The sequence below is a fragment of the Pseudomonas sp. NPDC090755 genome (assembly GCF_044769005.1).
Taxonomy (GTDB): Bacteria; Pseudomonadota; Gammaproteobacteria; order Pseudomonadales; family Pseudomonadaceae; genus Aquipseudomonas.
Map to the genome: position 1 here is coordinate 95,942 of NZ_JBIVXC010000012.1, position 25,508 is coordinate 121,449.

General features: G+C 63.0%; 22 protein-coding genes. 7 read left to right on the forward strand and 15 right to left on the reverse strand.

Annotated features, from left to right (window positions below):
* Positions 1–98: 98 nt before the first annotated feature.
* The 5 genes from ACIQUS_RS18125 to ACIQUS_RS18145 form a co-directional block, all read right to left on the reverse strand.
* Positions 99–221 (reverse strand): hypothetical protein, encoded by a 123-nt coding sequence (locus ACIQUS_RS18125; protein WP_403049241.1) that lies wholly within the window; start codon positions 219–221, stop codon positions 99–101.
* A 54-nt stretch (positions 222–275) separates the two neighbouring features.
* The gene (locus ACIQUS_RS18130; RefSeq protein ID WP_403049244.1) at positions 276–1,505 is read right to left on the reverse strand and encodes a phospholipase D-like domain-containing protein; all 1,230 of its coding nucleotides are present in this window, start codon (positions 1,503–1,505) and stop codon (positions 276–278) included.
* Between the two features lie 192 nt (positions 1,506–1,697).
* Positions 1,698–3,050 (reverse strand): MFS transporter, encoded by a 1,353-nt coding sequence (locus ACIQUS_RS18135; RefSeq protein WP_403049247.1) that lies wholly within the window; start codon positions 3,048–3,050, stop codon positions 1,698–1,700.
* A gap of 53 nt (positions 3,051–3,103) precedes the next feature.
* Positions 3,104–4,627, reverse strand: a complete 1,524-nt coding sequence (locus ACIQUS_RS18140; RefSeq protein ID WP_403049250.1) for a class I adenylate-forming enzyme family protein — start codon at positions 4,625–4,627, stop codon at positions 3,104–3,106.
* A gap of 2 nt (positions 4,628–4,629) precedes the next feature.
* A complete protein-coding gene (locus tag ACIQUS_RS18145) occupies positions 4,630–5,808 on the reverse strand; it encodes an acetyl-CoA acetyltransferase (RefSeq protein WP_403049253.1) in 1,179 nt (392 codons plus the stop codon).
* A 148-nt stretch (positions 5,809–5,956) separates the two neighbouring features.
* Here ACIQUS_RS18145 and ACIQUS_RS18150 point away from each other — a divergent pair, with 148 nt between their 5' ends.
* The 6 genes from ACIQUS_RS18150 to ACIQUS_RS18175 all read left to right on the forward strand — a co-directional run bounded on the left by ACIQUS_RS18150 (position 5,957) and on the right by ACIQUS_RS18175 (position 12,007).
* Positions 5,957–6,529 carry a LuxR C-terminal-related transcriptional regulator gene (locus ACIQUS_RS18150; RefSeq protein ID WP_403049256.1) on the forward strand — a complete coding sequence of 191 codons (573 nt, stop codon included), beginning with the start codon at positions 5,957–5,959 and terminating at the stop codon, positions 6,527–6,529.
* An 845-nt stretch (positions 6,530–7,374) separates the two neighbouring features.
* Positions 7,375–7,572, forward strand: a complete 198-nt coding sequence (locus tag ACIQUS_RS18155) for a hypothetical protein (RefSeq protein WP_403049259.1) — start codon at positions 7,375–7,377, stop codon at positions 7,570–7,572.
* Positions 7,573–7,942: 370 nt separating this feature from the next.
* Positions 7,943–8,506: an FMN reductase gene (gene msuE, locus ACIQUS_RS18160; RefSeq protein ID WP_403049262.1), complete on the forward strand. Its 564-nt coding sequence runs from the start codon at positions 7,943–7,945 to the stop codon at positions 8,504–8,506.
* 11 nt (positions 8,507–8,517) lie between these two features.
* Entirely contained in the window at positions 8,518–9,663 is a 1,146-nt protein-coding gene (ssuD, locus tag ACIQUS_RS18165; protein WP_403049265.1) for an FMNH2-dependent alkanesulfonate monooxygenase, read from the forward strand.
* Positions 9,664–9,706: 43 nt separating this feature from the next.
* Complete coding sequence (locus tag ACIQUS_RS18170) at positions 9,707–10,897, forward strand: acyl-CoA dehydrogenase family protein (RefSeq protein ID WP_403049268.1); 1,191 nt, start codon at positions 9,707–9,709, stop codon at positions 10,895–10,897.
* Positions 10,898–10,906: 9 nt separating this feature from the next.
* A complete protein-coding gene (locus ACIQUS_RS18175) occupies positions 10,907–12,007 on the forward strand; it encodes a sigma-54 interaction domain-containing protein (protein WP_403049271.1) in 1,101 nt (366 codons plus the stop codon).
* Here the strand turns inward: ACIQUS_RS18175 and ACIQUS_RS18180 are convergent.
* The 8 genes from ACIQUS_RS18180 to ACIQUS_RS18215 all read right to left on the reverse strand — a co-directional run bounded on the left by ACIQUS_RS18180 (position 11,991) and on the right by ACIQUS_RS18215 (position 20,215).
* Positions 11,991–13,034: a methionine ABC transporter ATP-binding protein gene (locus ACIQUS_RS18180; protein ID WP_403049274.1), complete on the reverse strand. Its 1,044-nt coding sequence runs from the start codon at positions 13,032–13,034 to the stop codon at positions 11,991–11,993. The genes ACIQUS_RS18175 and ACIQUS_RS18180 overlap by 17 nt on opposite strands.
* 36 nt (positions 13,035–13,070) lie before the next feature.
* The gene (locus ACIQUS_RS18185; protein WP_403049277.1) at positions 13,071–13,841 is read right to left on the reverse strand and encodes a MetQ/NlpA family ABC transporter substrate-binding protein; all 771 of its coding nucleotides are present in this window, start codon (positions 13,839–13,841) and stop codon (positions 13,071–13,073) included.
* 91 nt (positions 13,842–13,932) lie between these two features.
* Positions 13,933–14,598, reverse strand: coding sequence for a methionine ABC transporter permease (locus ACIQUS_RS18190; RefSeq protein WP_403049280.1), 666 nt, complete (start codon positions 14,596–14,598; stop codon positions 13,933–13,935).
* Between the two features lie 7 nt (positions 14,599–14,605).
* Positions 14,606–15,823 (reverse strand): SfnB family sulfur acquisition oxidoreductase, encoded by a 1,218-nt coding sequence (locus ACIQUS_RS18195; protein ID WP_403049283.1) that lies wholly within the window; start codon positions 15,821–15,823, stop codon positions 14,606–14,608.
* 28 nt (positions 15,824–15,851) lie between these two features.
* The gene (locus tag ACIQUS_RS18200) at positions 15,852–17,255 is read right to left on the reverse strand and encodes an LLM class flavin-dependent oxidoreductase (RefSeq protein ID WP_403049286.1); all 1,404 of its coding nucleotides are present in this window, start codon (positions 17,253–17,255) and stop codon (positions 15,852–15,854) included.
* A gap of 210 nt (positions 17,256–17,465) precedes the next feature.
* Positions 17,466–18,182, reverse strand: coding sequence for a hypothetical protein (locus ACIQUS_RS18205; protein WP_403049289.1), 717 nt, complete (start codon positions 18,180–18,182; stop codon positions 17,466–17,468).
* A gap of 77 nt (positions 18,183–18,259) precedes the next feature.
* Positions 18,260–19,111 (reverse strand): hypothetical protein, encoded by an 852-nt coding sequence (locus ACIQUS_RS18210; protein WP_403049292.1) that lies wholly within the window; start codon positions 19,109–19,111, stop codon positions 18,260–18,262.
* 312 nt (positions 19,112–19,423) lie between these two features.
* The gene (locus ACIQUS_RS18215) at positions 19,424–20,215 is read right to left on the reverse strand and encodes an SDR family NAD(P)-dependent oxidoreductase (RefSeq protein WP_403049295.1); all 792 of its coding nucleotides are present in this window, start codon (positions 20,213–20,215) and stop codon (positions 19,424–19,426) included.
* Positions 20,216–20,318: 103 nt separating this feature from the next.
* Here ACIQUS_RS18215 and ACIQUS_RS18220 point away from each other — a divergent pair, with 103 nt between their 5' ends.
* The gene (locus ACIQUS_RS18220; RefSeq protein WP_403049298.1) at positions 20,319–21,272 is read left to right on the forward strand and encodes a GlxA family transcriptional regulator; all 954 of its coding nucleotides are present in this window, start codon (positions 20,319–20,321) and stop codon (positions 21,270–21,272) included.
* On the opposite strand, the gene ACIQUS_RS18225 is transcribed toward ACIQUS_RS18220, so the two are convergent.
* Both ACIQUS_RS18225 and ACIQUS_RS18230 read right to left on the reverse strand, forming a co-directional pair.
* Entirely contained in the window at positions 21,267–24,389 is a 3,123-nt protein-coding gene (locus ACIQUS_RS18225) for an efflux RND transporter permease subunit (protein WP_403049301.1), read from the reverse strand. The two genes, ACIQUS_RS18220 and ACIQUS_RS18225, sit on opposite strands and share 6 nt — an antisense overlap.
* Positions 24,376–25,476, reverse strand: a complete 1,101-nt coding sequence (locus tag ACIQUS_RS18230) for an efflux RND transporter periplasmic adaptor subunit (RefSeq protein ID WP_403049304.1) — start codon at positions 25,474–25,476, stop codon at positions 24,376–24,378. The genes ACIQUS_RS18225 and ACIQUS_RS18230 overlap by 14 nt, the downstream gene beginning before the upstream one ends.
* Positions 25,477–25,508: the final 32 nt, after the last annotated feature.

Sequence of the window (25,508 nt, forward strand, 5' to 3'; positions counted from 1 at the left end):
TACATTTCAAGATCACCTTAAACATAGAGATTTTGGTGATTCAAAAAGATAACAATGCTGCTTTAGTTAATAGCGAAAGTTTCGGGGTTATTATTTTTTTATCGAGGTGTGTAGCCGCTGCCGCCAGGCTGCGATCGACTGCGTAGCAGTCGCAAACCGGACAGGCCCTGGACGAAACCGGCGACCATGGCGCCCAGGGCAATCAGATAAAGGGGGTCCATGCGCAGGAACATCCTTCGAGAACCGAAAGACGCATTCCAACCCTGCGTGTGGCTTTAAACCGGAGCGTCGATCACCCGTATGGCACAGCTTTCACCCAGATCGACCAGGCGCAGGTAATGCGTTGAACCATCGGCACCGAAGAACTTGTCGGCTCGCTCGCCGGTCAGCTTTTCCTGGAACTTGAATGGCTGGGTGATGAGTCGTTTGATGTCCTCGCCAACACTGCGGGCATGAGCGTCGATCCATTCGATGGCGTTGCGACGGTCTGCCAGCGGTGCCTTGGTGTTATTTGTCGCCCTGGGCATCACGGCGGGGTACACGACCAACTTCTCGGTGTTGTAACGCATGAACACGTGGCACAACTCGTGGCCTTGCTCGTCGAAAACGGCGGCACGCAGGTTGGCCTCACCCTGCTTGTACTTCCACGCCTCATGGCTGGCATCGACGAATACGCCCCACGAAACCTGGCCTTTGATACCGCCTTTATCGAATTCGACCTGATTTTCGATAAATGAATACACCGTTTTGTTTACCCGCACCCAGCCAATCTTTCCCGCGGCCGAAACACAGAGGTAGCGATACTTGGGTTTAAGCGAGTGCTCTTCAGCGCCGATTGGCCAGTTCAACAAGTCATCGCCTTGCAACGAGTGTTGAAAGCGGGCTTGCTTGTGATCATAGCGAGCGACCACCGTACACTTCCTCGGGTTGGACTGCGGCCTTTTGGCGAGCACAGACCTGACCTCAGCCTCGATCGACCGTTCGGCAGGCACACCACTCAAGGCAGCATCGGCTTTTTCCAGCGCCTCGCGCAGCTTGTTGTACCTGCCTGCCAGCTTGCCCGCCGCCTTGCTGGCCGCTGCGAGAAAGTCAGGCGTGAGTCGGATAGCGCTACGCTCCAGGTCCCGGACCAGTGCATTGACCTGCTTGCTGACACCCCGAAAACGCAGGCTGACTTCCCTGTTCCTGCGCTCCCCTCCGTTGGTGAGGTTCTGGCTGCCCACGGTCACGAACACACCTTCTGCCACGATCATCTTGGCGTGAAGGTTCGGCACCCGGTAAACCGGAATCCGGTTTTCAAGTAACGTATCGATGGCCTCGAAGGTCGACGCGCCTGAAGCAAGTACCTGGGTATCCACCAGGGTATAGACCTCGGCAGTCTTGCCCAGCCGGGCAATCTCAAGGGCTACGGAACCGGTCAGGTAGGGAGAGAAAATCTTCAGCCTGGCGCTCTTGCCAGCAAGCTCGGCCTTGACCAGAGGCACGATATTTTCAGTGAACTTCAACACCGGCATCCTTGTATTCACAGCGTGTGTCGAAACCGGCTAAATGCTCTGTGTAGCAGGCTTCAGGCGCCTTGCGCGCCTTCAGCAGACAATACCATATTGACATCACTGGTTCAGTAGTGCGGAAACGCTCGCGCCCATGCCCAAGAGGGATGTGCCCCACACCAACCATCTTCGGAGTGGGGCGCCCCCTTAGTTGTGAGCTGGCCGGGCCGCCATGTCCGCACCCGAAGCTACCGGTTCACGCGTCCCATGCGCCGCGCTCCGGCAGGCAACGAAATCCTCCTTGCGCAACACCACCAGGGCAATCAGCGAGACGATCCCGGTGCCGATATAGAAGTACCAGGGCGAGGAAATATCCCCGGTCTGCTGGATCAACCAGGTGGAAATCAACGGCGCACTCCCGCCGAACACTGCCACCGGAATGTTGTAGGCCACGGCAATACCCGTGGAGCGAATCCGCGTAGGCAACAGCTCGCTCATGGTCGCGTAGGTGGACGAGGCGTACAGCCCGAAAAGAATCGCCACCGCCATCAACGGCAAGAAGAACGAAGCCGGGGTCGCCGTGGGCGCGGCCTTGAAGAACCAGAACATCGCCAGCGTCGCCAACACCCCCACCACCATCAGGAACGGCTTGCGTCCGTATTTGTCGGTGAACATCCCGCCAAAAGGCATGACGAAGGCCGCCGACAGGCTGGCGATGAACACGTAGAGCAAGGTGGTGCCACTGTCGAACTTGAGGATGCGCGACATGTAGGTGGAAGCGAAGGTCAGCACCAGATAGAAGATCGAGCTGTGCAGGGTGATGATGAAGAACACCAGGGTAATCGCCCGCTTCCACTGCCAGACTTCACGCAGCGGCGCCTTGGAAGTTTCGCCGGCGTGCTGCAGGGCGAGGAACTCCGGGCTGTCTTCGAGCTTGAGGCGGATGTACATGGAGACCAGGCCCATGGGGCCGGCGGCCAGGAAGGGAATGCGCCAGCCCCAGTCCTGCATCAGTTCGGCGCCCAGCATCCAGGTCATGCCATTGGCCACCACGCCGCCCAGCACCAGGCCCAGCACCGCCGTGACCATCAGCCAGCAGGTGGAGAAACCCCGCCGTCCGGGGCCGGCGTACTCGGAGATGAAGCTGGTGATGGTGCCGATCTCGCCCCCGGCGGAAAAACCCTGCACGCAGCGAATCAGTACCAGCAGGATCGGCGCGGCAATGCCGATGGACGCATAGGTGGGCAGCAAGCCCAGCAAGCACGTGGAGCCGGACATCATGACCAGCACGGTGATCAGGGTCTTGCGTCGACCGATGCGGTCAGCCAGCGGACCGAAGAACAACCCGCCCAGGGGACGGATGAAAAAGCTCAGGGCAAAAGCGGCAAAGCTGCTGAGCAAACTGGTGGTGGGGTCGTCGGACACGAAGAACGCCTGGCCGATGTACACCGCCAGAAAACCGTACACGCCATAGTCATACCATTCGATAAGGTGCCCCGAGGTCGCCCCGATAAAAGCGCGCCGCCGTTGCCGGGCCGGGTTGTGCTGATGCGTTGCCATAGTAGTGTTCCTGTCTTGTTCTTATTGATGGAAACCCGTCATGGAAAAACCGTTCACGCGATAGCGGCCTCCTTCAGCCATTGACGCAGTTCGGTCTTGAGCACCTTGCCGTAGCTGTTCTTCGGCAGCTCGGCGAGGAACACGTATTTCTTCGGTTTCTTGAACGAGGCCATGCGCTCGACGAACCAGGCCGTGAGTGCAGGCTCATCCGGCGGACTGTCGCCACGCGCGACCACGAAGGCCACCACCGACTCGCCCCACGCCTCGTCCGCCTCGCCCACCACGCACACCTCGAACACTTCGGGGTGCAGCGCCAGTACCTCCTCCACCTCCCGCGGGTACACGTTGCTGCCGCCGGAAATGATCACGTCCTTGCAGCGGTCGGTGAGGGTCAGGTAGCCCTGGTCGTCGAGGTAACCGATATCGCCAGTCAGCAGCCAGCCATCGACCAGCGTCTCGCGGGTAGCCACCTCGTTGCGCCAGTAGCCGTGCATTACCGTCGGACCGCGCACGGCGATCTGGCCGGCGAGCCCCGGGGCAAGGGGGTGCAGTCGGGCGTCCAGCACCTGGATGTCCACGCAGGAATGCGCCCGCCCGACCGATGACGCAATACGCGCCCATTCAGGCCGCTGGCGATCGGCGATCAATTCGCGGGACAAGGCGCTGATGGTCATCGGGCTCTCGCCCTGGCCGTAGATCTGCACCAGGCGCGGGCCGAAGGTGTCGACGGCGTCCTGCAGGTCGGCCAGGTACATCGGCGCACCGCCGTAGACGATGGTCTTGATGCCCTCGCCGGCATAGCCCGTCGCCCGCGCCTGCTCGACCATGCGTTTGACCATGGTCGGCGCCGCGAACAGCGACACATCGCCGAGCCCGGCCGCCAGCGCGAACACTTCCTCGGCCTTGAAGCCACGGGACTCCGGCACCACATGACGGGCGCCGCAACGCACATGAATGAAGTTGTACAACCCGGCGCCATGGGACATGGGCGCGGCATAGACCACCGCGTCGTCGCTGGTGACCGCATCGACATCCAGCGAATAGCACAGCGACATCGCCATCAGGTTGCCATGGGACAGCATCACCCCCTTGGAGCGCCCAGTGGTGCCGGAGGTGTAGAACAGCCAGGCCAGATGGTCGGCATTGCAGCTGTAGGGCGTTGCCAGCGCATCGCCAATCGCCGCTGCCACCCGCCCGCGTCCTGCCAGCTCACGGCAATCGTCCGTCAGCTCGCCAGGCGCAAACACCTGGCCATCATCGGTAAAGACCACCCGCGCCCGGGCGTTATCGACAATCCAGCCCGCCTCGCTGCGATGCAGCTTGCAGTTGATCGGCACCACCACGGCACCGATCCACCACGCGGCATACATCAACTCCAGGTACTCGCAGCAGTTTTTCATGAACAGCGCCACGCGATCGCCCGGCTCGACCCGGTGCTCATGAATGAGGTCATGGGCCAGGCCGCGCACCTGGGTGGCAAAGCCCCGGTAATCGGCACGCTGCCGGTGCCCCTCGTACAGTGCCCCACGTTCGGGCCAGCACTGGGCGGCATTATGTAGCCAGTTGGCAATATTCACCGTCACGCCCTCCGTGCCTGAAGCACCGAGGCATAGTTGGCGACCGCCATGCCGCCCATGTTGAACAACAGGCCGAACTCGGCGTCGGCCGCCGCCAGGCCGATGGGATTACCGGTCAACTGGCCGAACGCCAGGGCATACATTGACACGCCCGTGGCCCCGACCGGATGGCCCTTGGCCTTGAGCCCGCCGGAGAGGTTCACTGGCAGCTTGCCACCGGCCTGCACTACGCCCTCCTCCAGCGCCCGGTAGCCCTGGCCTTTGGGCGCCAGGCCCATGGCTTCATAGATCAGCAGTTCGGCGATGGTGAAGCAGTCGTGCACCTCGGCAAAACCCAGGTCATCCAGGCTCACCTGCGCCTTGCCCAGGGCCGACTGGATCGCCCGCTGCGGTCCTTCGAAGGCCAGCAGGTCGCGTTTGGACAGCGGCAGAAAATCGTTCACCTGCACCAGGCTGCGAATCGCCACCTCGCGGCGGAACTGCCGGGCACGGGCTGGCGAGGCCAGCACAATCGCCGCCGCACCATCGGTGACCAGCGAACAGTCGGTCAGGCGCAGTGGCTCGGCGATATAGGGGTTGCTCTCGGACACCGTGTTGCAGTGCTCGAAGCTCATCGCCTTGTGCATCTGCGCCAGGGGGTTGGCCATGGCGTTGGCGTGGTTCTTCGCCGCAATCGCAGCCATGGCCGACAGCGGGCTCTGGTAGCGCTCCCCGTAGCCGGCCGCTGCCAGCCCGAACAACTGCGGAAAACTCAGCCCCGCCTCCTGCGCATCATGCTGATACCCCGCCCCGGCCAGGGCCTGGGTCACCTGGGCGGTGGCGTTGGAGGTCATCTTCTCCGCCCCCACCACCAGCACCAACTCGGCGGCGCCGGACAGGATCGCGTTGATCCCCGCTTGAATCGCCGCCGAACCCGAGGCGCAGGCGTTTTCGCAGCGAGTGGCCGGTTTGAAACGCAGGGCGGGATCGGCCTGCAGCATCAACGACGCCGGAAAACCATCCGGCACCAGCCCGGAATTGAAATGCCCGAGAAACAGCGCATCGATCTCGGCGGCGTCCACCTGCGCATCCGCCAGGGCGGCACGGGTGACATCGACGATCAAATCTTCCAGGGTGGCCTCGGCCAGGCGGCCAAAACGCGAATGCGCGGCGGCGACGATGCTGACGGAGTCGGTAGCCATGGTGGTTATCCTTGTGGTTGAACAGGCGTTACCTACAATGGCCCCAACCCCGAAGCCCTCGCTATTCGTGCAACTACGTATAGGGATCCGTAGCCCGACTGATGGATACTGCGTGGGAAATCCCACTCGCACGAGGCAGGCCAGCCCCATGACCGACCCCGCCCGACAACTGCAAGACCTGGAGCGCCTGGCGTTCCAGGTATCGCCTGCGCCGCAAGTGATCACCGGCAACCGCCGCATGCTCGACCTCAACGAAGCCTTCCAGAGCCTGTTCGGCTACGAGCGCGACGAGTTGATCGGCGAACTCATCCTCAAGCTCTACCCTTCGCAGGCCGACTACAACGCCATCGGCGAACGCAGTTTGAGCTGGCTGCGCCATGCCAAGAACGGCGCCTACTCGGATGAACGCTTCATGCAGCACCACAGCGGCGAAGTGTTCTGGGCCCGGGCCAATGGCTACACCCTGACGCCGGAGGATCCGTTTCAGTTGATGGTGTGGCATTTCGAGCGGATGGACCGGGTGTTTCGGCCCACGGTGAACTTGACGCCCAGGGAGCGGGAGATCTCGGCGCACATCGTCAACGGCCTGACGTGCAAGGAGATCGGGCGCAAGCTGGCCATTTCCCACCGGACGGTGGAAGTGCATCGGGCGCGGTTGATGAAGAAATTGCAGGCCAAGAACAGTGCGGAGCTGGTGTCGCGGATCATCGTCCTCAACTGACCCCCTCACCCGATGTAGCCGCTGCCGCCAGGCTGCGATCGGGCGCGAAGCGGCCGCAAAACCTGACCACCCGAATCCGCCTGGTCCACCGAGGTGCCCGAGTTACGGCTGCTGCGCAGCCGATCGCAGCCTCGTTCCTCGGCAGCGGCTACACCATGCACCCAGGCCCATTGTGGGAGCTGAACACCACTCCACCAAGGCGCCTGACCTACGCCAGATGTAGCCGCTGCCGCCAGGCTGCGATCGGGCGCGAAGCGGCCGCAAAACCTGACCACCCGAATCCGCCTGTTCCACCGAGGTGCCTGAGTTACGGCTGCTGCGCAGCCGATCGCAGCCTCGTTCCTCGGCAGCGGCTACACCAGGCACCCAGGCCCATTGTGGGAGCAGGCATCGTCGCAGAGCCCTGGCCAAACGCCCCCCCACCAAGGCGCCTGATCCACGCCAGATGTAGCCGCTGCCGCCAGGCTGCGATCGGGCGCGAAGCGGCTGCAAAACCTGACGCCTCGAATCCAACTGTCCCATTGAGGCGCCCGAGTTACGGCTGCTGCGCAGCCGATCGCAGCCTCGTTCCTCGGCAGCGGCTACACCAGCCATCCAGGCACCCAGGCCCATTGTGGGAGCCGGCATAGCCGGCGATGGCCACACCACGGAACTCTGGCCAAACGCCACTCCACCACTCGTCGCCTAGAGCTCCCCGCCCCCCAATCCCCACCACCCTCTGGCTTATCAATTGCACAAGCCGGCCCCAGCAGCCCCGCAAAGACGTAATTCTGACGCGGCAGCGGCCAAAATTATCGTCCAAGGGGCGCTCCCAGAGACGCCTGCCCAGTTATCGGAGATGTAACGTGTCAACGCTCAGTGAAATCGCAATGAACCACGCGCGAATGGTCAAAAGGCTGGCGGAAGAGTCGATCGCAACGCAGGAGCGGCAGCCTCTGGTCGTAGGAAATTTTGACGTTTCTGCCATGGATACACCGCACCACCTGCCGCTGCATTTCCTGATGGAAGACAGAAACATCGACCTGATCAGCGCAGCTGTCTGATACAGGCATCTCCCCTTGGAGGACTGGGCCGGTTTTCACAACCAGAAACAGGCTCAGCCCTCTTATTCAAAATAAGCAGTATTATATTTTTATTGATTCTTTTACGGAATAAGCAGCCCTCCGTATAACAGTCGCACATTCATACCCCTGTGCGAATCGAATCATGTCTCCCGGACAACACCACCCCACACTGTTCGCCCAGCAACTGTTGCCCGGGCAACAGCCAAGCAACAAAACACCTCCCGCAGCAACAGCGCAAGGTCGAAAAAACCGGCAAAACCCCCATAAAACGGGGCTTTGGAGTGTGGTACAGCATTTGCTCAAGCCTGTGTACCGCTCTGTCCGCAGAGCATCACTACAGGACCTGAACATGACTGCAGCACTCAACGTGGTCGCCGTTTCCGGCGGCGCCTATCGCCCCTCCCGTACCCTGGCCCTGACCCAGGCCATCCTTGCCGAACTGGGCAACCACCTGACTATCGATGCACGTATCGTCGAGCTCAGCGAGATCGCCCGCCCGTTGGGCAATGCCATGGCGCGCAGCGAGCTGCCTGACGAGGTGGAGCAACAGCTACAAGCCATCGAGAACGCCGACCTGTTGATCGTCGCCTCGCCCGTTTACCGCGGCTCCTACCCCGGCCTGCTCAAGCACCTGTTCGACCTGGTGGGCCAGCACAGCCTGGTCGACACCCCGGTCCTGCTCGTGGCCAACGGTGGCAGCCCGCTGCACGCGCTGGTCATCGATCACCAGTTGCGTCCACTGTTCAGCTTCTTCCAGTCGCTGACCCTGCCCATCGGCGTGTACGCCAGCGAAAGCGACCTGCGCGATTACCAGGTCAGCAGCGACGCCTTGCAAGCCCGTATCCGCCTGGCCGCCGAACGCGCCCTGCCACTGTTCACCCCATACGCGCACAGCCTGCGCAAGATCGCCTGAGGAGCCGAACGATGAACGTATTCTGGTTCCTGCCCACCCACGGCGATGGCCATTTTCTCGGCACCAGCGAAGGCGCCCGCCCGGTCAGCCTCAACTACCTGAAGCAGATCGCCCAGGCCGCCGATGGCCTGGGCTACTACGGCGTACTGATTCCCACCGGCCGCTCCTGCGAAGACTCCTGGGTGGTCGCCTCGGCCCTGGCGCCGCTGACCGAGCGCCTGCGCTACCTGGTGGCGATCCGCCCCGGGATCATCTCGCCGACGGTATCGGCGCGCATGAGCGCAACCCTCGACCGGCTGTCCGGCGGGCGCCTGCTGATCAACGTGGTCACCGGTGGCGACCCGGACGAAAACCGTGGCGACGGCATCCACTTGAGCCACAGCGAACGCTACGAGGTCAGCGACGAATTCCTGCGCATCTGGCGCCGCGTATTGCAGGGCGAAGCGGTGGACTTCGAGGGCAAGCACTTCAAGGTGCAGAACGCCAAGGCGCTCTACCCACCGGTGCAGAAGCCCTACCCGCCGCTGTATTTCGGCGGCTCTTCCGAGGCCGCCCATGAGCTGGCCGCCGAGCAGCTGGACGTTTACCTGACCTGGGGCGAGCCACCTGCCGCCGTCGCCGAGAAGATCGCCGATGTACGCGCCCGCGCCGCCCGCCACGGGCGCACGGTGAAGTTCGGTATCCGACTGCATGTGATCGTGCGCGAGACCGCCGATGAAGCGTGGCAGGCCGCCGACCGCCTGATCGCGTCGATCTCCGACGACACCATCGCCGCCGCCCAGCAATCCTTCGCCCGTTTCGACTCCGAAGGCCAGCGGCGCATGGCCGCCCTGCACGGTGGCCGCCGCGACCAGCTGGAAATCGCCCCCAACCTGTGGGCCGGGGTCGGCCTGGTGCGTGGCGGGGCCGGCACCGCTTTGGTCGGCGATCCACAGCAGGTGGCGGCGCGTATCAAGGAGTACGCGGACCTGGGCATCGACAGCTTCATCTTCTCCGGCTACCCGCACCTGGAAGAGGCCTATCGCTTTGCCGAGCTGGTTTTCCCGCTGCTGCCGGAACCCTACAGAAGCCTGGCCGGACGCGGCGTGACCAACCTCACCGGGCCATTCGGCGAAATGATCGCCAACGACGTACTGCCGCAGGCGCAGCACGCATGAGCCACGCCCTGCCCGCCCAACAAGGACAATCGAGGAACCCTGTGTGAACGCACACCACCCGCAAGCCGCTGTACTCAGCCCGCTGCAGACCGCCCGCCAGCTGGCCGCCGACTTCGCCGAAACCGCGAGCGAGCGCGACGAGCGTGGCGGCACGCCGAAAGCCGAGCGCGATGCCCTGCGCCAGAGCGGCCTGCTCGCCCTGAGCATTCCCAGCCAGTTCGGCGGCCTGGGCGCCAGCTGGAGCGACACCCTGAACATCGTGCGCGAGTTCGCCAAGGTCGACAGCTCCATCGCCCATGTCTTCGGCTTCCAGCACCTGATGCTGGCCACCGTACGCCTGTTCGCCCGCCCCGAGCAGTGGCAGCCCTGGTTCGAACAGACCGCGCGCAAGAACTGGTTCTGGGGCAATGCCCTGAACCCGCTGGATACCCGCACCGTGGTGCGCAAATTCGACGGCTGGCGCGAGTTCTCCGGCAAGAAGAGCTTCTGCTCCGGCGCCAGCGACTCGGAAATGCTCATCGCTTCGGCGGTGGACGAAAGCGCCGGCGGCAAGCTGCTGATCGCCGCCATCCCCAGCGCCCGCTCCGGCATCACCCTGCATGGCGACTGGAACAACATGGGCCAGCGCCAGACCGACAGCGGCAGCGCCACCTTCGAACGGGTACGCGTCGAGGAGTCGGAACTGCTGCTCGACCCCGGCCCGCTGAGCACCCCGTTCGCCTGCCTGCGCCCGCTGATCGCGCAGCTGCACTTTGCCCATGTGTTCCTCGGCATCGCCGAAGGCGCCCTGGAAGAGGCCCGCCAGTACACCCTCAAGGAGGGCCGGCCCTGGTTCAAGTCCAAGGCCGGGCACGTAAGTGAGGACCCCTACATCCTGCGCCACTACGGTGAGTTCTGGGTGGGCCTCGAAGGCGTGCGGCTGCTGGTCGAGCGCGCCGCCAGCCAGCTCGACGAGGCCTGGCGCAAGGAACACACCCTCGGCAGTGAAGAGCGCGCGAAGCTGGCGCTGTCGATCTCCACCGCCAAGGTGGCGGCCACCCGCACGGGCCTTGACCTGTGCAGCCGCCTGTTCGAAGTCACCGGCGCGCGGGCCACCCATGCCTCGCTGCGCTTCGATCGCTACTGGCGCAACCTGCGGACCCAGACCCTGCACGACCCGGTGGACTACAAGATCCACGAACTGGGTGAATGGGCCCTGAACCAGACGCGCCCCACGCCGACTTTCTACTCCTGAGACATGCCCATGCAACTGTTGACGCTGCCACCCTCCCCGACACTGGCTACCTCGATCCGGGCGACCGCACAGGTCTTCGAAGACCCCAAATCGCAGGCGCTGCTCGCTCACTTGCAACAGGTCGCCCCCAGCGAGGCCAGCGTCCTGATCATTGGTGAGACCGGTACGGGCAAGGAGCTGGTGGCGCGACACCTGCACAACCTCAGCGGCCGGCGCAACGGGCCGTTCGTTGCGGTCAACTGCGGGGCGTTTTCCGAGTCGCTGGTGGAGGCCGAGCTGTTCGGCCACGAGAAAGGCGCCTTCACCGGCGCCCTGACCGCCAAGGCCGGCTGGTTCGAGGAAGCCAACGGCGGCACCTTGTTCCTCGACGAGATCGGCGACTTGCCCATGGCCATCCAGGTCAAGCTGCTGCGCGTGCTGCAGGAGCGCGAAGTGGTGCGCCTGGGCTCGCGCAAGAGCATCCCGATCAACGTCCGCGTGCTGGCCGCCACCAACGTGCAACTGGAGCGGGCGATCAACGCAGGCCATTTTCGCGAAGACCTCTACTACCGTCTCAACGTGGTCAGCCTGCAGCTCTACCCGCTGCGCGAACGGCCCGGCGACATCCTGCCGCTGACCCGTCACTTCATCAACAGCTACAGCGAGCGCCTGGGCTACGGCGACGTGCGCCTGAGCAGCGACGCCGAGCACAAGCTTGCCCGCTACGACTGGCCGGGCAATATTCGCGAGCTGGAAAACGTCATCCACCACACGCTGCTGATCTGCCAGGATGGCCTTGTCCGCCAGGACGACCTGCGCCTGTCCAACCTGCGCATCGAACGGCCGCAAAGCGCCCCGCCGGTCGACGAGTCCGCCGACGCCTTGCTGCAACGCGCCTTCCAGAAACTCTTCGAAGAACAGAGCGGCGCCCTGCATGAAAAGGTCGAGGAGGCGCTGCTGCGCAGTGCCTACCGTTTCTGCCATCACAACCAGGTGCACACCGCGAGCCTGGTGGGCCTGAGCCGCAACGTCACCCGCGCCCTGCTGATCAAGATCGGCGAGCTGGTGGTGAACAAGCGCCGGCCGGGGCAAAGCACACAGGGCGACCGGGTGATCAACCTGTCGATCTGACCGGTTCGATGCGATCGGCCACCTGGCGCGCCTGCTCCAGCACCTGGGCAAACACCTCGGCGGGCGCCTCCACCCGAACGCGCAGCCTGCCAAGGGTGCGACCCTGGATACGCTCCAGGCTGCCCTGCACCAGGCGAGTGGTGTAACCCAGCGCACAGGTGATGGCAGTAAGCTCCGGCTCGTGGCCGCTGGCGCCGGTGTAATGCAGGTCGAGCAGCAACGCCTTCGACGCCCGCACCTCGCTGGCACCCGGCTGCGCAGTGTGCAACAGGGTGCGGGTCACCTCATGCCGGGGATTGCCGAACACCTGCCACACCTCGCCCTGCTCCACCACCTCGCCCCGCTCCAGTACCACCACGCGATCGCACAGGTCGCGGATCACCTCCATCTCGTGGGTAATCAGGACGATGGTCAGGTTCAGGCGCCGATTGATATCGCGCAGCAGGGCCAGGATCGACTGGGTGCTCTCCGGATCGAGCGCCGAGGTCGCCTCGTCGCACAGCAGCAGGTCCGGCTCAAGCACCAACGCCCGGGCGATGCCGACCCGCTGCTTCTGGCCACCGGACAGTTGCGCGGGCCAGGCATCGCGCTTGTCCTCCAGGCCCACCAGTTGCAGCATCAGGGTCACCCTTCGATCGCGCTCGGCAGCGCCGATGCCCGCCAGCCGAAGCGGCAGGGCGATATTCTCGCCCACGGTTTTCGCCGCCATCAGGTTGAAGTGCTGGAAGATCATGCCGGTGCGCTGACGCTGGCGCGCCAGCCGGGCCTTGTCGAAGCCGGCGATGTCCTCGCCGTCGATCAACACCTGGCCACGACTGGGATCTTCCAGGCGGTTCAGCGAACGCAGCAACGAGGACTTGCCCGCACCGCTGCGCCCAATGATGCCGAACACCTCGCCACGGCGCACCTCGAGGTTGATGTCGCGCAAGGCGTGAACGGCTTGCTCACGCCCCGGGTACTGCTTGCCGAGCCCCACCAGGCGGATATGCACGGCAGCCGCCAGCGGCTGCGAATTGAAACTGACCATGAGCTGAACCTTCAGTCGGGAGCACGTAACCGCGGCTCAAAAGCCGGGGGCGATCTGGCCCTTGTAGCGGGTCAGGATGAACTGGCGCACTTCGGGCGAATTCAACGCCTTGGCCAGCTTCTGGATACGCGGGTCGTTGATGTTGTCCGGACGCGCCACCAGGAACTCGATGTACAGGTCCTTGCCCTTCTCGACGATCAGCGCGCTGTTGGTGTCGATGCCGGCTTCCAGTGCGTAGTTGGCGAAGATGAACGCCAGGTCGACCTGGTTCACCGCCCGCGCCAGCAAGGCCCCTTCCAGCTCACGGATCTTCAGCTTCTTGGGGTTGGCGACGATGTCACGCTGGGTCGCCAGGGTATTGCTCGGGTCCTTCAGGGTAATCAGCCCGGCCTCATGCAGCAGCACCAGGGCACGCCCCGTGTTCACCGGGTCGTTGGGAATGGCCACGCTGGCGCCATCCTTGAGCTCGGAGAGGTTCTTGATCCGGGTCGAATAGGCACCGAAGGGCTCGATATGCACGCCAACCACGGGCACCAGATCAGTCTTGCGAGTGGCGTTGAACTCGTCGAGAAATGGCCGGTACTGGTAGTAGTTGGCATCGAGGTTCTTCTCGGCCAGTTGCAGGTTGGGCTGGATGAAATCGGTGAACACCTTGAGGTCCAGGTCCACCCCTTCCTTGGCCAGCGTCGGTTTGACGAACTCGAGGATTTCCGCGTGGGGCACCGGGGTAGCCCCCACCACCAGCTTCTCGTTGGCGTGGGCGGACAGCGACAGAACAGCAGCCAGTACGGCCAGGGTCTTCTTCATGGTCTTGCTCCTGAACATTGAACAGTGGCCGTCGTGGGGAGGACGTGGGCCGGCGGCAGCTGAACCCGGCTGCCGCTGACGGGAAAAACAATCAACGCCTTGTGAAATGCCGCACCAGGCGATCGCCGCTAAGCTGCAGTGTTTGCACCAGCAGGATCAGCAGCAGCACGGTGACCACCATCACATCGGTCTGGAAGCGCTGGTAACCGAAACGGATCGCCAGATCGCCCAGGCCGCCACCGCCGACCACGCCGGCCATGGCGGTGTAATCCACCAGCACGATGGCGGTCACCGTGACGGCGGCGATCAACCCGGTACGCGCCTCCGGCAGCAAGGTGTGCCAGACGGTTTGCCAGGTGCCGGCCCCCATGGACTGGGTCGCCTCCACCAGGCCGCGGTCGACTTCACGCAGGGCGGTTTCCACCAGCCGGGCGAAAAACGGTGTGCAGCCGATCACCAGCGGCGGCGTCGCCCCGGCAACGCCCAGCGACGTGCCGGTGATCAGCGTGGTCAGCGGAATCAACACGATCAGCAGAATGATGAACGGCATCGAACGCAGCACATTCGCCATTACCGAGAGCAGGCGATACCCCCGGGGCGAGGCCAGCAACTGGCGCTGGCCGGTCAGGTACAGCAGCACACCCAGCGGCAGCCCCAGCAACACGGTAAAACCGAGCGCGGCGCCGAGCATGGTCAGGGTGTCCAGGCAGGCCTGGCCGATCTCCGACCAGTCGATATTGGCGAGCCACTCGTTCACAAACACCTCAAGACCAGTCATGGCGCGGCGGCTTGATATCATTGAGCAGCCAGTTGCCGACCACGTGGTACTTCCAGCGCACCGGATCATGCAGGGTATGCACCCGCGCATTGCGCCAGTGGCGATCGAGGTTGTGACGGCGCAGGGTCGAGCGGGTGCCGCTCAGCTCGAACAGCTTGTTGCTTGCCTCGATGGCGATCTCGGTGGTCAGCACCTTGGCTCGCGCCACCGCAATCGAGGCGGCGGCGACATTCTCTACATCCGGCGCCGGCCGGGCCTGATCGAGCACCAGGCCGGCACGTTCAAGCAGCGCCTCGGCCGCTTCCAGGCGGATATCCAGGGCACCGACCTGGATGATGGTCAGCGGATCTTCACTGGCCTTGTCCACCCCGGCATCGATCCACGGCCGTGCCTGCTCGCGCACGAAGCTGATGGTGTCCTGCAATGCAGCGCGGGCAATACCGGCATCAATGGCCGCCGTGGTGATCTGCGCGAACGGCCCGGCCAGGGTCGGGTTTTCGTAGGAGCGATAGCTGGGGAACAGATTGAACGCCGGCACCCGCAGCCCATCGGCCAGCACCGTACCGCTGGAGGTGTTGCGCTGGCCGATGCTGTCCCAGTCATCGACCACCACCAGCCCGGGCGTGTCACGGGGCACGAAGGCCAGTTGCCCGCGGCCCTCCTCGTCCACGGCCAGCACCCCGAGCCAGTGGGCATAGAGCGAACCGGTGCAGTAACCCTTGCGCCCGTCGATACGATAACCGTCGCCTTCACGCACGATGCGTGTGCGGATGTCCTGCACATTCTTGCCGCCGGTTTCCGACAGGGCATTGGCGAAGCGATGGCCCTTGAGCACCAGGTCGAAGAAAAAGCGCTGCTGCGCCTCGCTACCCTGCAGGCGAATATCTTCCAGCAGGCAATAGTGGTTCTGCGGAATCTGTCCCAGGGATGGATCGGCCGCCGAAATGATCGCGATCACCCGGGCCAGCGTCGCATAAGACACCTCGGCCCCACCGTAGGCCTTGGGCACGGTGATGCCCCACAGACCGCTGTTGGAAAACGCATCGACCACCTCAGCCGGCACCGCGCGCTGCGCATCGCGCTCGGCAGCCCCCGGTTGCAGCAGTGCGGCAACCTGGTGAGCAACGGCAATGGCTTCGGCATCGTCGCGAATGACATGGGCATCCGGCTGGTGGATGGGGTAATGGGCAGTGGTAACAGACATGATTGCTCTCTTATGCAAACGAAGGAATTCAGGCCAGCTCAGGCGTGCTGGCGAGCGCGTGCAGGCGGGACAGGTCGCGGTACCCCGCGCCCGGATGGCTGGCCGGCAGACGCGGGCCGTCGCCGAATAACTTGTCGCGCAAGGTGCCGGGGCGGTATTCGGTCTTGTACACACCGCGCTTCTGCAACTCGGGTACCAGCAGCTCGACCACATCGTGGAAGGTCTCGTGGGCCAGCGCGTAGGTGAAGTTGAAGCCGTCGACATCGGTCTCCTCGACCCAGGCCTGCAACTCATCGGCAACGGTTTCGGCGCTACCGACAATCAACGGCCCCATGCCGCCGATACCGGCCCAGTCGGCCAGCTCCTGCACCGTCCACTGCTTGTTGGGGTCGGCGGTGGAAAAGGTTTCCACCGCCGACTGAATGGCGTTGGTGTGAATGTGCTTGAGCACCTGGTCGGGCCGGTACTGGCCGAAATCGATCCCGGTCCAGCCGGACAACAGCGCCAGCGCGCCCTCATAACTGGTGTAGGACTTCAACTCCCGCCACTTGGCCTGCGCCTTGGCATCGGTCTCATCGACGATCACCGTCTGCATATTGAAGATCAGCACCTTGCGCGGATCGCGCCCGGCCTCCGCTGCGCGGCGGCGGATATCGGCCACGGTCTTCTTCAGCGTCACCTTCGATGGCGAGGCGACGAACACACACTCGGCATGCCCGGCGGCAAAGTGCTTGCCCCGACTCGACGCCCCGGCCTGATACAGCACCGGCGTGCGCTGCGGCGACGGCTCGCACAAATGAATCCCCGGCACCTGGAAATGCTTGCCGTGATGGCGAATCTCATGAACCTTGGCCGGGTCGGTGAACAGCCCCCGCACCCGGTCGCGCACCACCGCATCCTCTTCCCAGCTGCCCTCCAGCAACTTGTAGAGCACCTCAAGGTACTCATCGGCGAAATCGTAGCGGGCATCGTGATCGCTCAACGCCTTCTGCCCGAGATTACGCGCCCCGCTGTCCAGGTAGGAGGTGACGATATTCCAGCCGATGCGGCCCTTGGTCAGGTGATCCAGGGTCGACAGCCTGCGGGCGAAGGGATAGGGATGCTCGAAGGTCAGCGACGCCGTCAGGCCGAACCCCAGGTGCTCTGTCACCAGCGCCATGGGCGTGATCAACGCCAGCGGATCATTGACCGGCACCTGCGCCGCCTGGCGAATGGCGGCATCGCCGTTGCCGTTGAGCACGTCGTAGATGCCGATGACGTCGGCGATGAAGATACCGTCGAACTTGCCGCGTTCCAGGAGCTTGGCAAGGTCGGTCCAGTAGGAGAGGTCCTTGTATTGCCAGGAGCGGTCGCGGGGGTGTGCCCAGAGGCCGGGGGATTGGTGGCCTACGCAGTTCATTTCGAATGCGTTTAGACGGATTTCGCGTGGCATGGGGGGGCTCCTGATGGAATAGGCTTCGCGCTGTGGGGCGCGTCTTACAGCTCTATTTCAGGATCCGTGCCAACGATAAAAACGTTGAATTTCAATTACTTACAAAAATTTAAAACAGTATCAAGTGCACGCATCACTACAGGCTGTTGATCAACTGTTTGAAAATGAACAGGTGATGCGGCCCTTGAACTGTTTACCGGTCAAGCGTGCTCAGGCCTCTTCCCAGCGTTTACGCAGCGTCCTGATAAAAGCATTGCCCCGCAGCGGACGACCGTCTGGCCCGCACAACGCTACCGACCCCGCCGGCAGCCCGAAGACCTCCTCGATACGCGAACGAATACTGCTGACCTTGGCGTCAGAGCGCGCCGCACGATAACGGGCGGCCTTTGTGCTGGTGACCACGACCTGGTCCGCTTCCTGATCCTCCGGATCTTCAGCGTCCCACTCCGCTTCCTCCTCGAAATCCTCGTCCTCCACCTCGTCTTCGTCAGCATCGACCTCGCTGGCAGCTACCTCCTGCTGGCTACGGGAATACCAGGTACTGCCATCCTCCTTTTCCCACACCATGCCATCCTCGACATGGAAGGTGCGCACCGCTTCCGAGGCTGGCACGTAATCGCTGAATCGCGACCTCACCCCAGGCAACCGCCCAAAGGCAGCACCAAGGGCCGTCAGCACCTTCTTCGGCCCGGCCACCAGCAGGAACTCGGACCAGCACGGGTCTCGGAAATTGACACTGACCGTGCCATACAGAAACAGCGTGGCCCGCAGCGATGCATCTTCTGCTGCCAAGCGGGACAGCACCTCCATCACCGTGCGCGTGATGCTGAAACCCGCATCCTCCATACTTTGCGAATCGATTTCGACGGTGGGCAGGGGCGACCTGCTGCTGACGAATTGGAGCTCGGTTACCGATTTCTTGATCATGACATCCATTCCTTGCGCAGATTTGCAGGCGGGCGACTACCAGCCTGGAGCGTTTTGTCCTGAATACTCACCCACCGTCACGCCGGCTGCGCCCGATGCTTGTCCAGCACCTCGCGCGCCTTGCGCACCATCAGGTCGAAGCGGTCCACCAGTTGGGTCATCGCCTCCAGCGTATCGATTTCCTCGTCGCCATCGTGCTGCTCCAACAACTTGCTGATACCCGCCAGCACCGCTGGCGACCAACGCTCGTTTTCCTCACCTATCTCCTGCAGCGAATGCAGGGTATTGAGCCCACGCTGCCCACCTGCCTTAATAGCCTCAGCCTCCTCGTTCAAGGCAAAGCCTGGCTGCTCACCAGCGGACAGATCCGGAGCGAAGTCTTCTTCCTGCAACTCAAAGGCCGCCTCGGTAGAGGCCGAGGTTTCCCCCGGCTCCCCTTCGATCTCAACCGACCGAACCAGCTCACGGATAAAGCCTTTCGCCTCGCTGCTAAGAAACTGCACCGTGCCCAGATGGGTATTGCGTCTGGGCGATTGGGGCAGATAGAAGCGAACCTGCTCGCCCTCCCCCAATACCGCATCGCTCCAGTCACGCAAAGTATTGCCGGAACCCAGTCGCGGATAATTGACACGCGGATACAGACGCTCGACCACCTCGTCGCTCAAGGACTCAGGATCCACCAGCACACCGTACTTATGCAGTAAATCGAAGGTGACCTTAAAGCGCTTATCCAGCTGATTCGGATCGACCCCCTTGTGATACGGCCCGGCCTGGACTCGCTGAGCGGCCAGCAACGTACGGTTGTCCAGCACCCCCACCAGCTCACCCAAAGCCTGCTTGTCGCTGATGCCCTCTGACGGTACCCACTCAGCAAGAATGGACTGGGCGCTGGCCACCGCGTTGGCGATGGTCTGGTTGGCACTCGGCATGGGAAATCCTTTCGAAATGATCCGGGAAATTAAGGTGGTACGGCGATAATGGCGAATCGATGGCCACTTGCGCAAGTACGCCTTGGTGGTCGTCGTTCAGAGGGTTCTTGCGGCTGATCTGGCATGGTGTGCGCAACATCTTCCACCAGGGCGTTGGCCATGCCGCTGAGGTAATGGGCTGCCCAGATCAGTTCGCCGCAGAATAAGCGGTGGGTGGAGGTGCTGGTTTTGTTTGAGTCCACATTCATGCAAGCGCCCTGCGCACAAGTGTCATCTCAGGGCGCTCCAACTTTAGCGGCAACCAACGAAGCCTCAAAGCCGATATCGAGCCGCTGGTATGTTCAAAGACAGATTCGGCATCATCTTTTGCCGCGCGGCCTCGTAGCCATCCAGGTCCGCTATTTCCGGAAGAGACGGCACCGTGATGAACTCTCCCTGATCCAACCCGGAAAGTGCCGCATCCACCAGGTTATCTGCTTTCATCACGATAGCGCTCGGCAAGTACTCCAGCGGGGTGCCTGCATCGGCCCAGAAATCGGTGGCCGTCGCGCCGGGAAGAACGACCTGGACCCGGACGTTTTTGTCCGCAAGTTCATGGCGCAGCGACTGACTGAATGCCAGGACGAACGCCTTGGACCCGCCGTACACACCATTGAGCTTCTCCGGGGCAATCGCGACGATCGAGGCAATATTGATCAGCGTGCCCTGGCGCGCGACCAAGCCTGGCACCGCGGCGTACGTCAAACGCATCAGCGCATTCACATTGAGCGCGAGCATTTCCTCCATCCGATCGACATCCGATACCAACAGCGGGTCCGTCGCGCCGATGCCGGCATTGTTCACCAGCAGGGTAATGCTGGCATCGCTACGGAGCAGCGCTTCCACCCGGCGCAAGTCGGCTTTGTCGCCCAGGTCAGCGACCACCACTTCGACGGAGCGGCCGGTTTCATCGGTCAAGCGCTTGGCCAGCGCATTGAGCCGTTCACGGCTTCGCGCGACCAGGATCAGATCATAGCCACGATGGGCCAAACGTTCGGCGTACAGGGCGCCGATTCCGGCCGAGGCACCTGTAATGAGGGCGGTGCCAAGAGAAAGCGTAGTCATGATGGTGCTCCAGGTTGGGTAGGACTGGATGCAGAATGCTACGGTCTTGCGATATCTCAAATGACGTATAAGGTACTGTTTAAGGACATTTGAGGACCACACCATGCACCGCATCAGCTACCTGCTGACAGACGGCTTCCAAGTACTCTCCCTGGCGACCCAGGCAGTATTCGAATTCGCCAACATCGCCGCGCAGGAGCCCTTCTATACCGTCGAGCATTTCTCGCTCACAGGCGGCACGGTGCGCTCCTCCCTGGGCCTTGCACTCGACACACAACCGCTCGAGGCGCCACGGCTGGCCGATACCTGGATCATCGTCGGCGTCACAAACCCGTTGCCGACACAATCTTCGCCGCAGACACTCGAATTTCTACGCCGAGCCCAAGCCCATGCACGTCGTACCGTGGGCATTTGCACCGGGGCCTTCATTCTGGCCGAGGCCGGGCTGCTGGCAGGGCGTCGCGCCACTACGCACTGGGCCTACGCCCATGAAATGCAACGACGCTACCCTGACGTCAGCGTCGAACCAGACCGCATCTACATCGTCGATGGGGCCATCTGGACCTCGGCCGGCATGACCGCCGGGCTCGACCTTGCCCTCGGCCTGGTGGAAAAAGACCTTGGCGCGGACATCGCCCGTTCCGTAGCGCGCAAGCTGGTGATGCACCACTACCGTTCCGGCGGGCAATCCCAACATTCGGAGATGCTCCAGCTCGCGCCCAAGTCGGACCGGATCCAGCGTGCGCTGGAGCATGCACGCAAGCACCTCAGCCACCCACTGAGCGTCGAGGAACTGGCGGAGGTCGTGAACCTCAGCCCACGTCAGTTCTCCAGGGTGTTCAGTGCCGAAACCGGACAATCCCCGGCCAAGGCCATCGAGGGCCTACGCCTGGAAGCGGCACGGCTGATGATCGAGCAGAGCCGACACTCCCTGGACGTGGTCGCCAGGGAGACCGGCTTTCGCGATCGTCGCCACATGCGTGAGGTGTTTCTCCGAGGCTTCGGCATTCCGCCGCAGGCGGTACGCCGGGATGCCCGCACACCCCCGCGCTCATAGCTGTGGTACGCCCTCGGCTTTGGCGTGTTTTCTTGCTGCAACCAACGCCGGCTGCACAGGCCGAGGCGGCTTGGGCTGGATCTTGAACCAGATGGCATACAGCGCGGGCAGGAACACCAGCGTAAGGACGGTCCCACCCAGGGTTCCGCCGATCAAGGTGTAGGCCAACGTACCCCAGAACACGGACTGGGTCAGCGGGATGAACGCAAGCACGGCCGCCAATGCCGTGAGCAGAACCGGCCGCGCGCGTTGTACCGTCGCCTCGACCACCGCATCGAATGCCCCCAACCCGTTCTTCTCATTGGTGTGGATCTGGCCAATCAGGATCAACGTGTTACGCATCAGGATCCCTGCCAGGCCAATCAACCCGATCAGGGCATTGAAGCCGAACGGCTGGCCGAAGATCAGCAAGATCGGCACCACGCCCACCAGGCCGAGCGGCGCGGTGGCCAGGACCATTGCCATGGCCGCGAACGATCGCACCTGGAAGATGATCACGACCATCGTCAGGACCAGCATGATGGGGAACAGCGGCGCCAGCGCGGTATTGGCCTTGGCAGATTCCTCAATGGCGCCAGCGATCTCAATTCGGTAGCCCGCAGGCAACTGCGCCACGACCGGCTGCAGGTCTTTCCAAACGCTCATGGACACGTCTGGCGGTTGCAACCCTTCGCCGATATCACCTCGCACCGTGATCGTCGGCGTCCGATCGCGGCGATGCAAAACCGGCTCTTCTGGGCGAATGTCGAGGTCGGCCACTTGCGAAAGCGGGATTCGCTGACCGCCTTTGGCGACAAGCGTGAAGTCCTGGAGCTTGTTCGGGTCCAGCCGCGTCTGGCCTGCCGAGCGGGCCATGACCTCAACGTTGCGAATATTCTCCCGCACCTGGGTGACCGCAGTGCCCTTGAGCAAAAGCTGCAATTGTCGGCTTGCCTCGGACGACGTGAGGCCGAATGCCTGCAAGCGGTCCTGATCCAGCACCAGGTGCACGGTCGGCACCCGCTCCATCCAGTCGGTATTGACTGTTCGCATGTGGGTATTGGCCTGCATGACCGAACGCACGCGCTCGGCGAGCTCACGCACCTTGCCCAGCTCCGGGCCCATGACCCGGAACGCCACTGGATAGGGTGAATAAGGGCCGAACACCAGTTGGGTCACGCGGACACGCGCCTGGGGCGCCAGGCCGTTGGCAACGGCTTCACGCAATCTGTGCTTGAGCTCGTCCCGCGCCTGCTCGTCACGGGTGAGCACCACGATCTTGGCGAACGACGGGTCGGGCAATTCTGGCGCCATGGCGAGATAGAACCGAGGCGCGCCTTGCCCGAGGTAGGCGGTGATCATCTGGCTCTGCGGTTGCGCTGCAAGCCACTTCTCGACTTCTGCCGACGCGGCGTCTGTTTGTTCAATGGAACTGCCCTGCGGCATCTGGATTTCCACCAGCACTTCTGGCCGGTCCGACGAGGGGAAGAACTGCTTCTTGACCGCGCCCATGCCAACGATCGCAGCAACGAACACAGCCACCACCATCGACGCGACCCTCCACTTGCGCTGGATCACCCAACCAAGAAGCGCGCGAAAGCGGTTGTAATGACGGGTGTTGTAGATAGCTTCATGGCCACCTTCCACCTTCTTGATTGCGGGCAGCATCTTCACCCCGAGATAGGGCGTGAAGATCACCGCCACCAGCCAGGACGTGATCAGTGCGAAGCCGACGATCCAGAAGATGTTGCCCGCGTACTCACCTGCCGTGCTCTTGGCGAAACCTACAGGGAGGAAGCCGATGATGGTGACCAGTGTGCCCGATAGCATGGGGGCTGCGGTGTGGCTCCATGCGTAGGCGCTCGCCTGAAGACGATCGAACCCCTCCTCCAGCTTCACCACCATCGTCTCGATCGCGATGATCGCGTCGTCCACCAACAACCCCAGCGCAAGGATCAACGAGCCCAGGGTGATCCGATCGAAATCACGCCCCGTGGCCAGCATGATGAGAAACACCGCCGACAACGTCAGGGGCACGGCGGCGGCAACGACCAGGCCAACCCGCCATCCGAGGCTGAGCAGGCAGACCACCATCACCACCGCCAAGGCGATGAAGAACTTCAGCATGAACTCGCCGACCGCTTCGTTGATGTTCACGGCTTGGTCGGTCACTTTCGTCAGGCTCAGGCCCAAGGGCAGTTCTGCATTGATCGCAGCCACTTCGGCGTTCAATGCCTTGCCCAGCTCAAGGCCGTTCCAGCCTTCGCGCATCACCACGCCCAGCACAAGCGCATCTTCGCCATTGTTGCGAATTCTGAAGGTCGCCGGGTCCTCGTAGCCTCTTTTGACCTCGGCAACATCGGACAACTTGATCGACCTGCCGTCCGCCACGATTGGCGTGTTGCGAATCTGCTCGAGATCATTGAGCGCGCCGTCGAGGCGCACCTGCACCTGCGGCCCGCGCGCTTCGATGGAACCCGCCGGCGTAACCGCATTTTGCTCATGCAGCGCACTGAAGATGTCGGCCGGGGTAATACCGAGCGTGGCGAGACGGTCGTGGTTCAGGTCGACATAGATGCGTTCCGGCCGCTCACCAATGATGTTGACCTTCTTCACCCCCGGCACATGCAACAGCCGCTGGCGTAGCACCTCGGCGTGTCGCGTGAGCTTCCTGAGCGGCAGCCCCTGGGCCTTCACGGCAAACAGCGCAAAGGAGACATCGGCGTACTCGTCGTTCACCAGCGTAGGAGAAACGCCCGGCGGTCGACGGAGGGCTTCATCGTGTATTTTCTTGCGCGCCTGGTAGAACTCCTCCTGCACATCGCCGGGGGGCGTGCTGTCACGCAGGTAGAGGGTGGTGAACGCAAGGCCCGGGCGTGTGAAGGTCTCGGTGCGGTCGTACCAGCGCAGCTCCTGCATGCGCTTCTCCAGCGGCTCGGCAACCAGCTCCTGCATCTCCTGGGCGGTTGCACCCGGCCAGGCGGTGACCATGGTCATCTGCTTGACGGTGAAGGCCGGGTCTTCGGCCCTGCCCAGTTTCAGGAAAGCCAACACGCCGGACGCAAAGATCGCGATCATCAGGAAGAGCGTGATGGCACGTTCCCTGACAGCCAGTTCGGAAAGGTTAAATCGACTCATCGCTGGCCTCCTCCATCACACGAACCTGTTGGCCTTCGTGCAATTGGTGACCCCCCAGTGCAATCACTCGCTCCCCAGGCGCAAGGCCTTCGCTCACGACAGCGCTTTCGTCGGTAACCCGCGCAAGCTTGATGACCCGGTAATGCACTGTGCTGTCGGAAGCGACAACCCATACACCAGGTCCTTCGCCACGGTCGTACAGCGCGCCAAGAGGGACCTCTCGATCGTTGGAGGCATTGGGCATCCCAAGCCCGACCACCACGGTGGCGCCTAACGCAATTCCCCCGGATGCGCCTTCGAGCACATAACGCGCCCTGAACGTTCGGGTAACCGGGTCTGCAGAACCGGACAGCTCTCGCAGCTGGGCGGTGAACGCCTGGCCCTGGTCGCCATGCAACCGCGCGGTGACCCGCGAACCCAGCACGGGGCGCAACGTCTCGGGCAGCTCGACCCGAGCCTCGCGCGGGCCATCCTTGGCAAGCACGACGACCGGCTGGCCGGCCGCAACCACCTGCCCGCTATCGGCGAACCGCTCCACCACGATGCCGTCCACATCGGCACGCAGCACCGCATAGCCATAGGCGTTTTTCGCAAGTTCAAGCTTCGACTTGGCGGCGTTCCAATTCGACCGGGCGCCCTTCTGCGCTTCCTGCGCCTGGTCGAATGTCTTCGCTGACACCGCCCCTAGCGCAACCAACCCCTGCAAGCGGGCAAAGTCGGCCTGCGCCTTGACCAGCGCTGCATGGGCCGCATCAGCCAGCGCCTGCTGATTCTGAACATCCAGGCCAAAGTCGGTGATATCCAACAGCAGCAAAGGGTCACCGCGCTTGACGTGCTGCCCGACATCGACCAGCCGCTGGACAATCTTCCCGCCTACGCGAAATCCAATCGCGCTTTCCACCCGTGCTGCGATTACGCCGGTGAACTGCCGCTCTCGTAAAGCCGCGTCAGCACGCACGATGGCCGTGCTGACCGCTGGGGGGCGATCGACCCGTGGGTCGGGGGTGCGGTGATCGCCGCAGGCTGAAAGCAATACGCTCACAGCGACAGAAGCAAAAACAAGGCGCACACGAACAGGGATTGTCATTGGAAAGCCTCCTCAGTTGGAGGCATTTTGTT

Excerpts from the sequence above, each read along its gene's own strand:
- ACIQUS_RS18125 (WP_403049241.1), bottom strand. The coding sequence starts at position 221 with ATGGACCCCCTTTATCTGATTGCCCTGGGCGCCATGGTCGCCGGTTTC.
- ACIQUS_RS18135 (WP_403049247.1), bottom strand. The coding sequence starts at position 3,050 with ATGGCAACGCATCAGCACAACCCGGCCCGGCAACGGCGGCGCGCTTTT.
- ACIQUS_RS18145 (WP_403049253.1), bottom strand. The coding sequence starts at position 5,808 with ATGGCTACCGACTCCGTCAGCATCGTCGCCGCCGCGCATTCGCGTTTT.
- ACIQUS_RS18150 (WP_403049256.1), top strand. The coding sequence starts at position 5,957 with ATGACCGACCCCGCCCGACAACTGCAAGACCTGGAGCGCCTGGCGTTC.
- msuE (WP_403049262.1), top strand. The coding sequence starts at position 7,943 with ATGACTGCAGCACTCAACGTGGTCGCCGTTTCCGGCGGCGCCTATCGC.
- ssuD (WP_403049265.1), top strand. The coding sequence starts at position 8,518 with ATGAACGTATTCTGGTTCCTGCCCACCCACGGCGATGGCCATTTTCTC.
- ACIQUS_RS18175 (WP_403049271.1), top strand. The coding sequence starts at position 10,907 with ATGCAACTGTTGACGCTGCCACCCTCCCCGACACTGGCTACCTCGATC.
- ACIQUS_RS18180 (WP_403049274.1), bottom strand. The coding sequence starts at position 13,034 with ATGGTCAGTTTCAATTCGCAGCCGCTGGCGGCTGCCGTGCATATCCGC.
- ACIQUS_RS18185 (WP_403049277.1), bottom strand. The coding sequence starts at position 13,841 with ATGAAGAAGACCCTGGCCGTACTGGCTGCTGTTCTGTCGCTGTCCGCC.
- ACIQUS_RS18195 (WP_403049283.1), bottom strand. The coding sequence starts at position 15,823 with ATGTCTGTTACCACTGCCCATTACCCCATCCACCAGCCGGATGCCCAT.
- ACIQUS_RS18200 (WP_403049286.1), bottom strand. The coding sequence starts at position 17,255 with ATGCCACGCGAAATCCGTCTAAACGCATTCGAAATGAACTGCGTAGGC.
- ACIQUS_RS18205 (WP_403049289.1), bottom strand. The coding sequence starts at position 18,182 with ATGATCAAGAAATCGGTAACCGAGCTCCAATTCGTCAGCAGCAGGTCG.
- ACIQUS_RS18210 (WP_403049292.1), bottom strand. The coding sequence starts at position 19,111 with ATGCCGAGTGCCAACCAGACCATCGCCAACGCGGTGGCCAGCGCCCAG.
- ACIQUS_RS18215 (WP_403049295.1), bottom strand. The coding sequence starts at position 20,215 with ATGACTACGCTTTCTCTTGGCACCGCCCTCATTACAGGTGCCTCGGCC.
- ACIQUS_RS18220 (WP_403049298.1), top strand. The coding sequence starts at position 20,319 with ATGCACCGCATCAGCTACCTGCTGACAGACGGCTTCCAAGTACTCTCC.
- ACIQUS_RS18225 (WP_403049301.1), bottom strand. The coding sequence starts at position 24,389 with ATGAGTCGATTTAACCTTTCCGAACTGGCTGTCAGGGAACGTGCCATC.
- ACIQUS_RS18230 (WP_403049304.1), bottom strand. The coding sequence starts at position 25,476 with ATGACAATCCCTGTTCGTGTGCGCCTTGTTTTTGCTTCTGTCGCTGTG.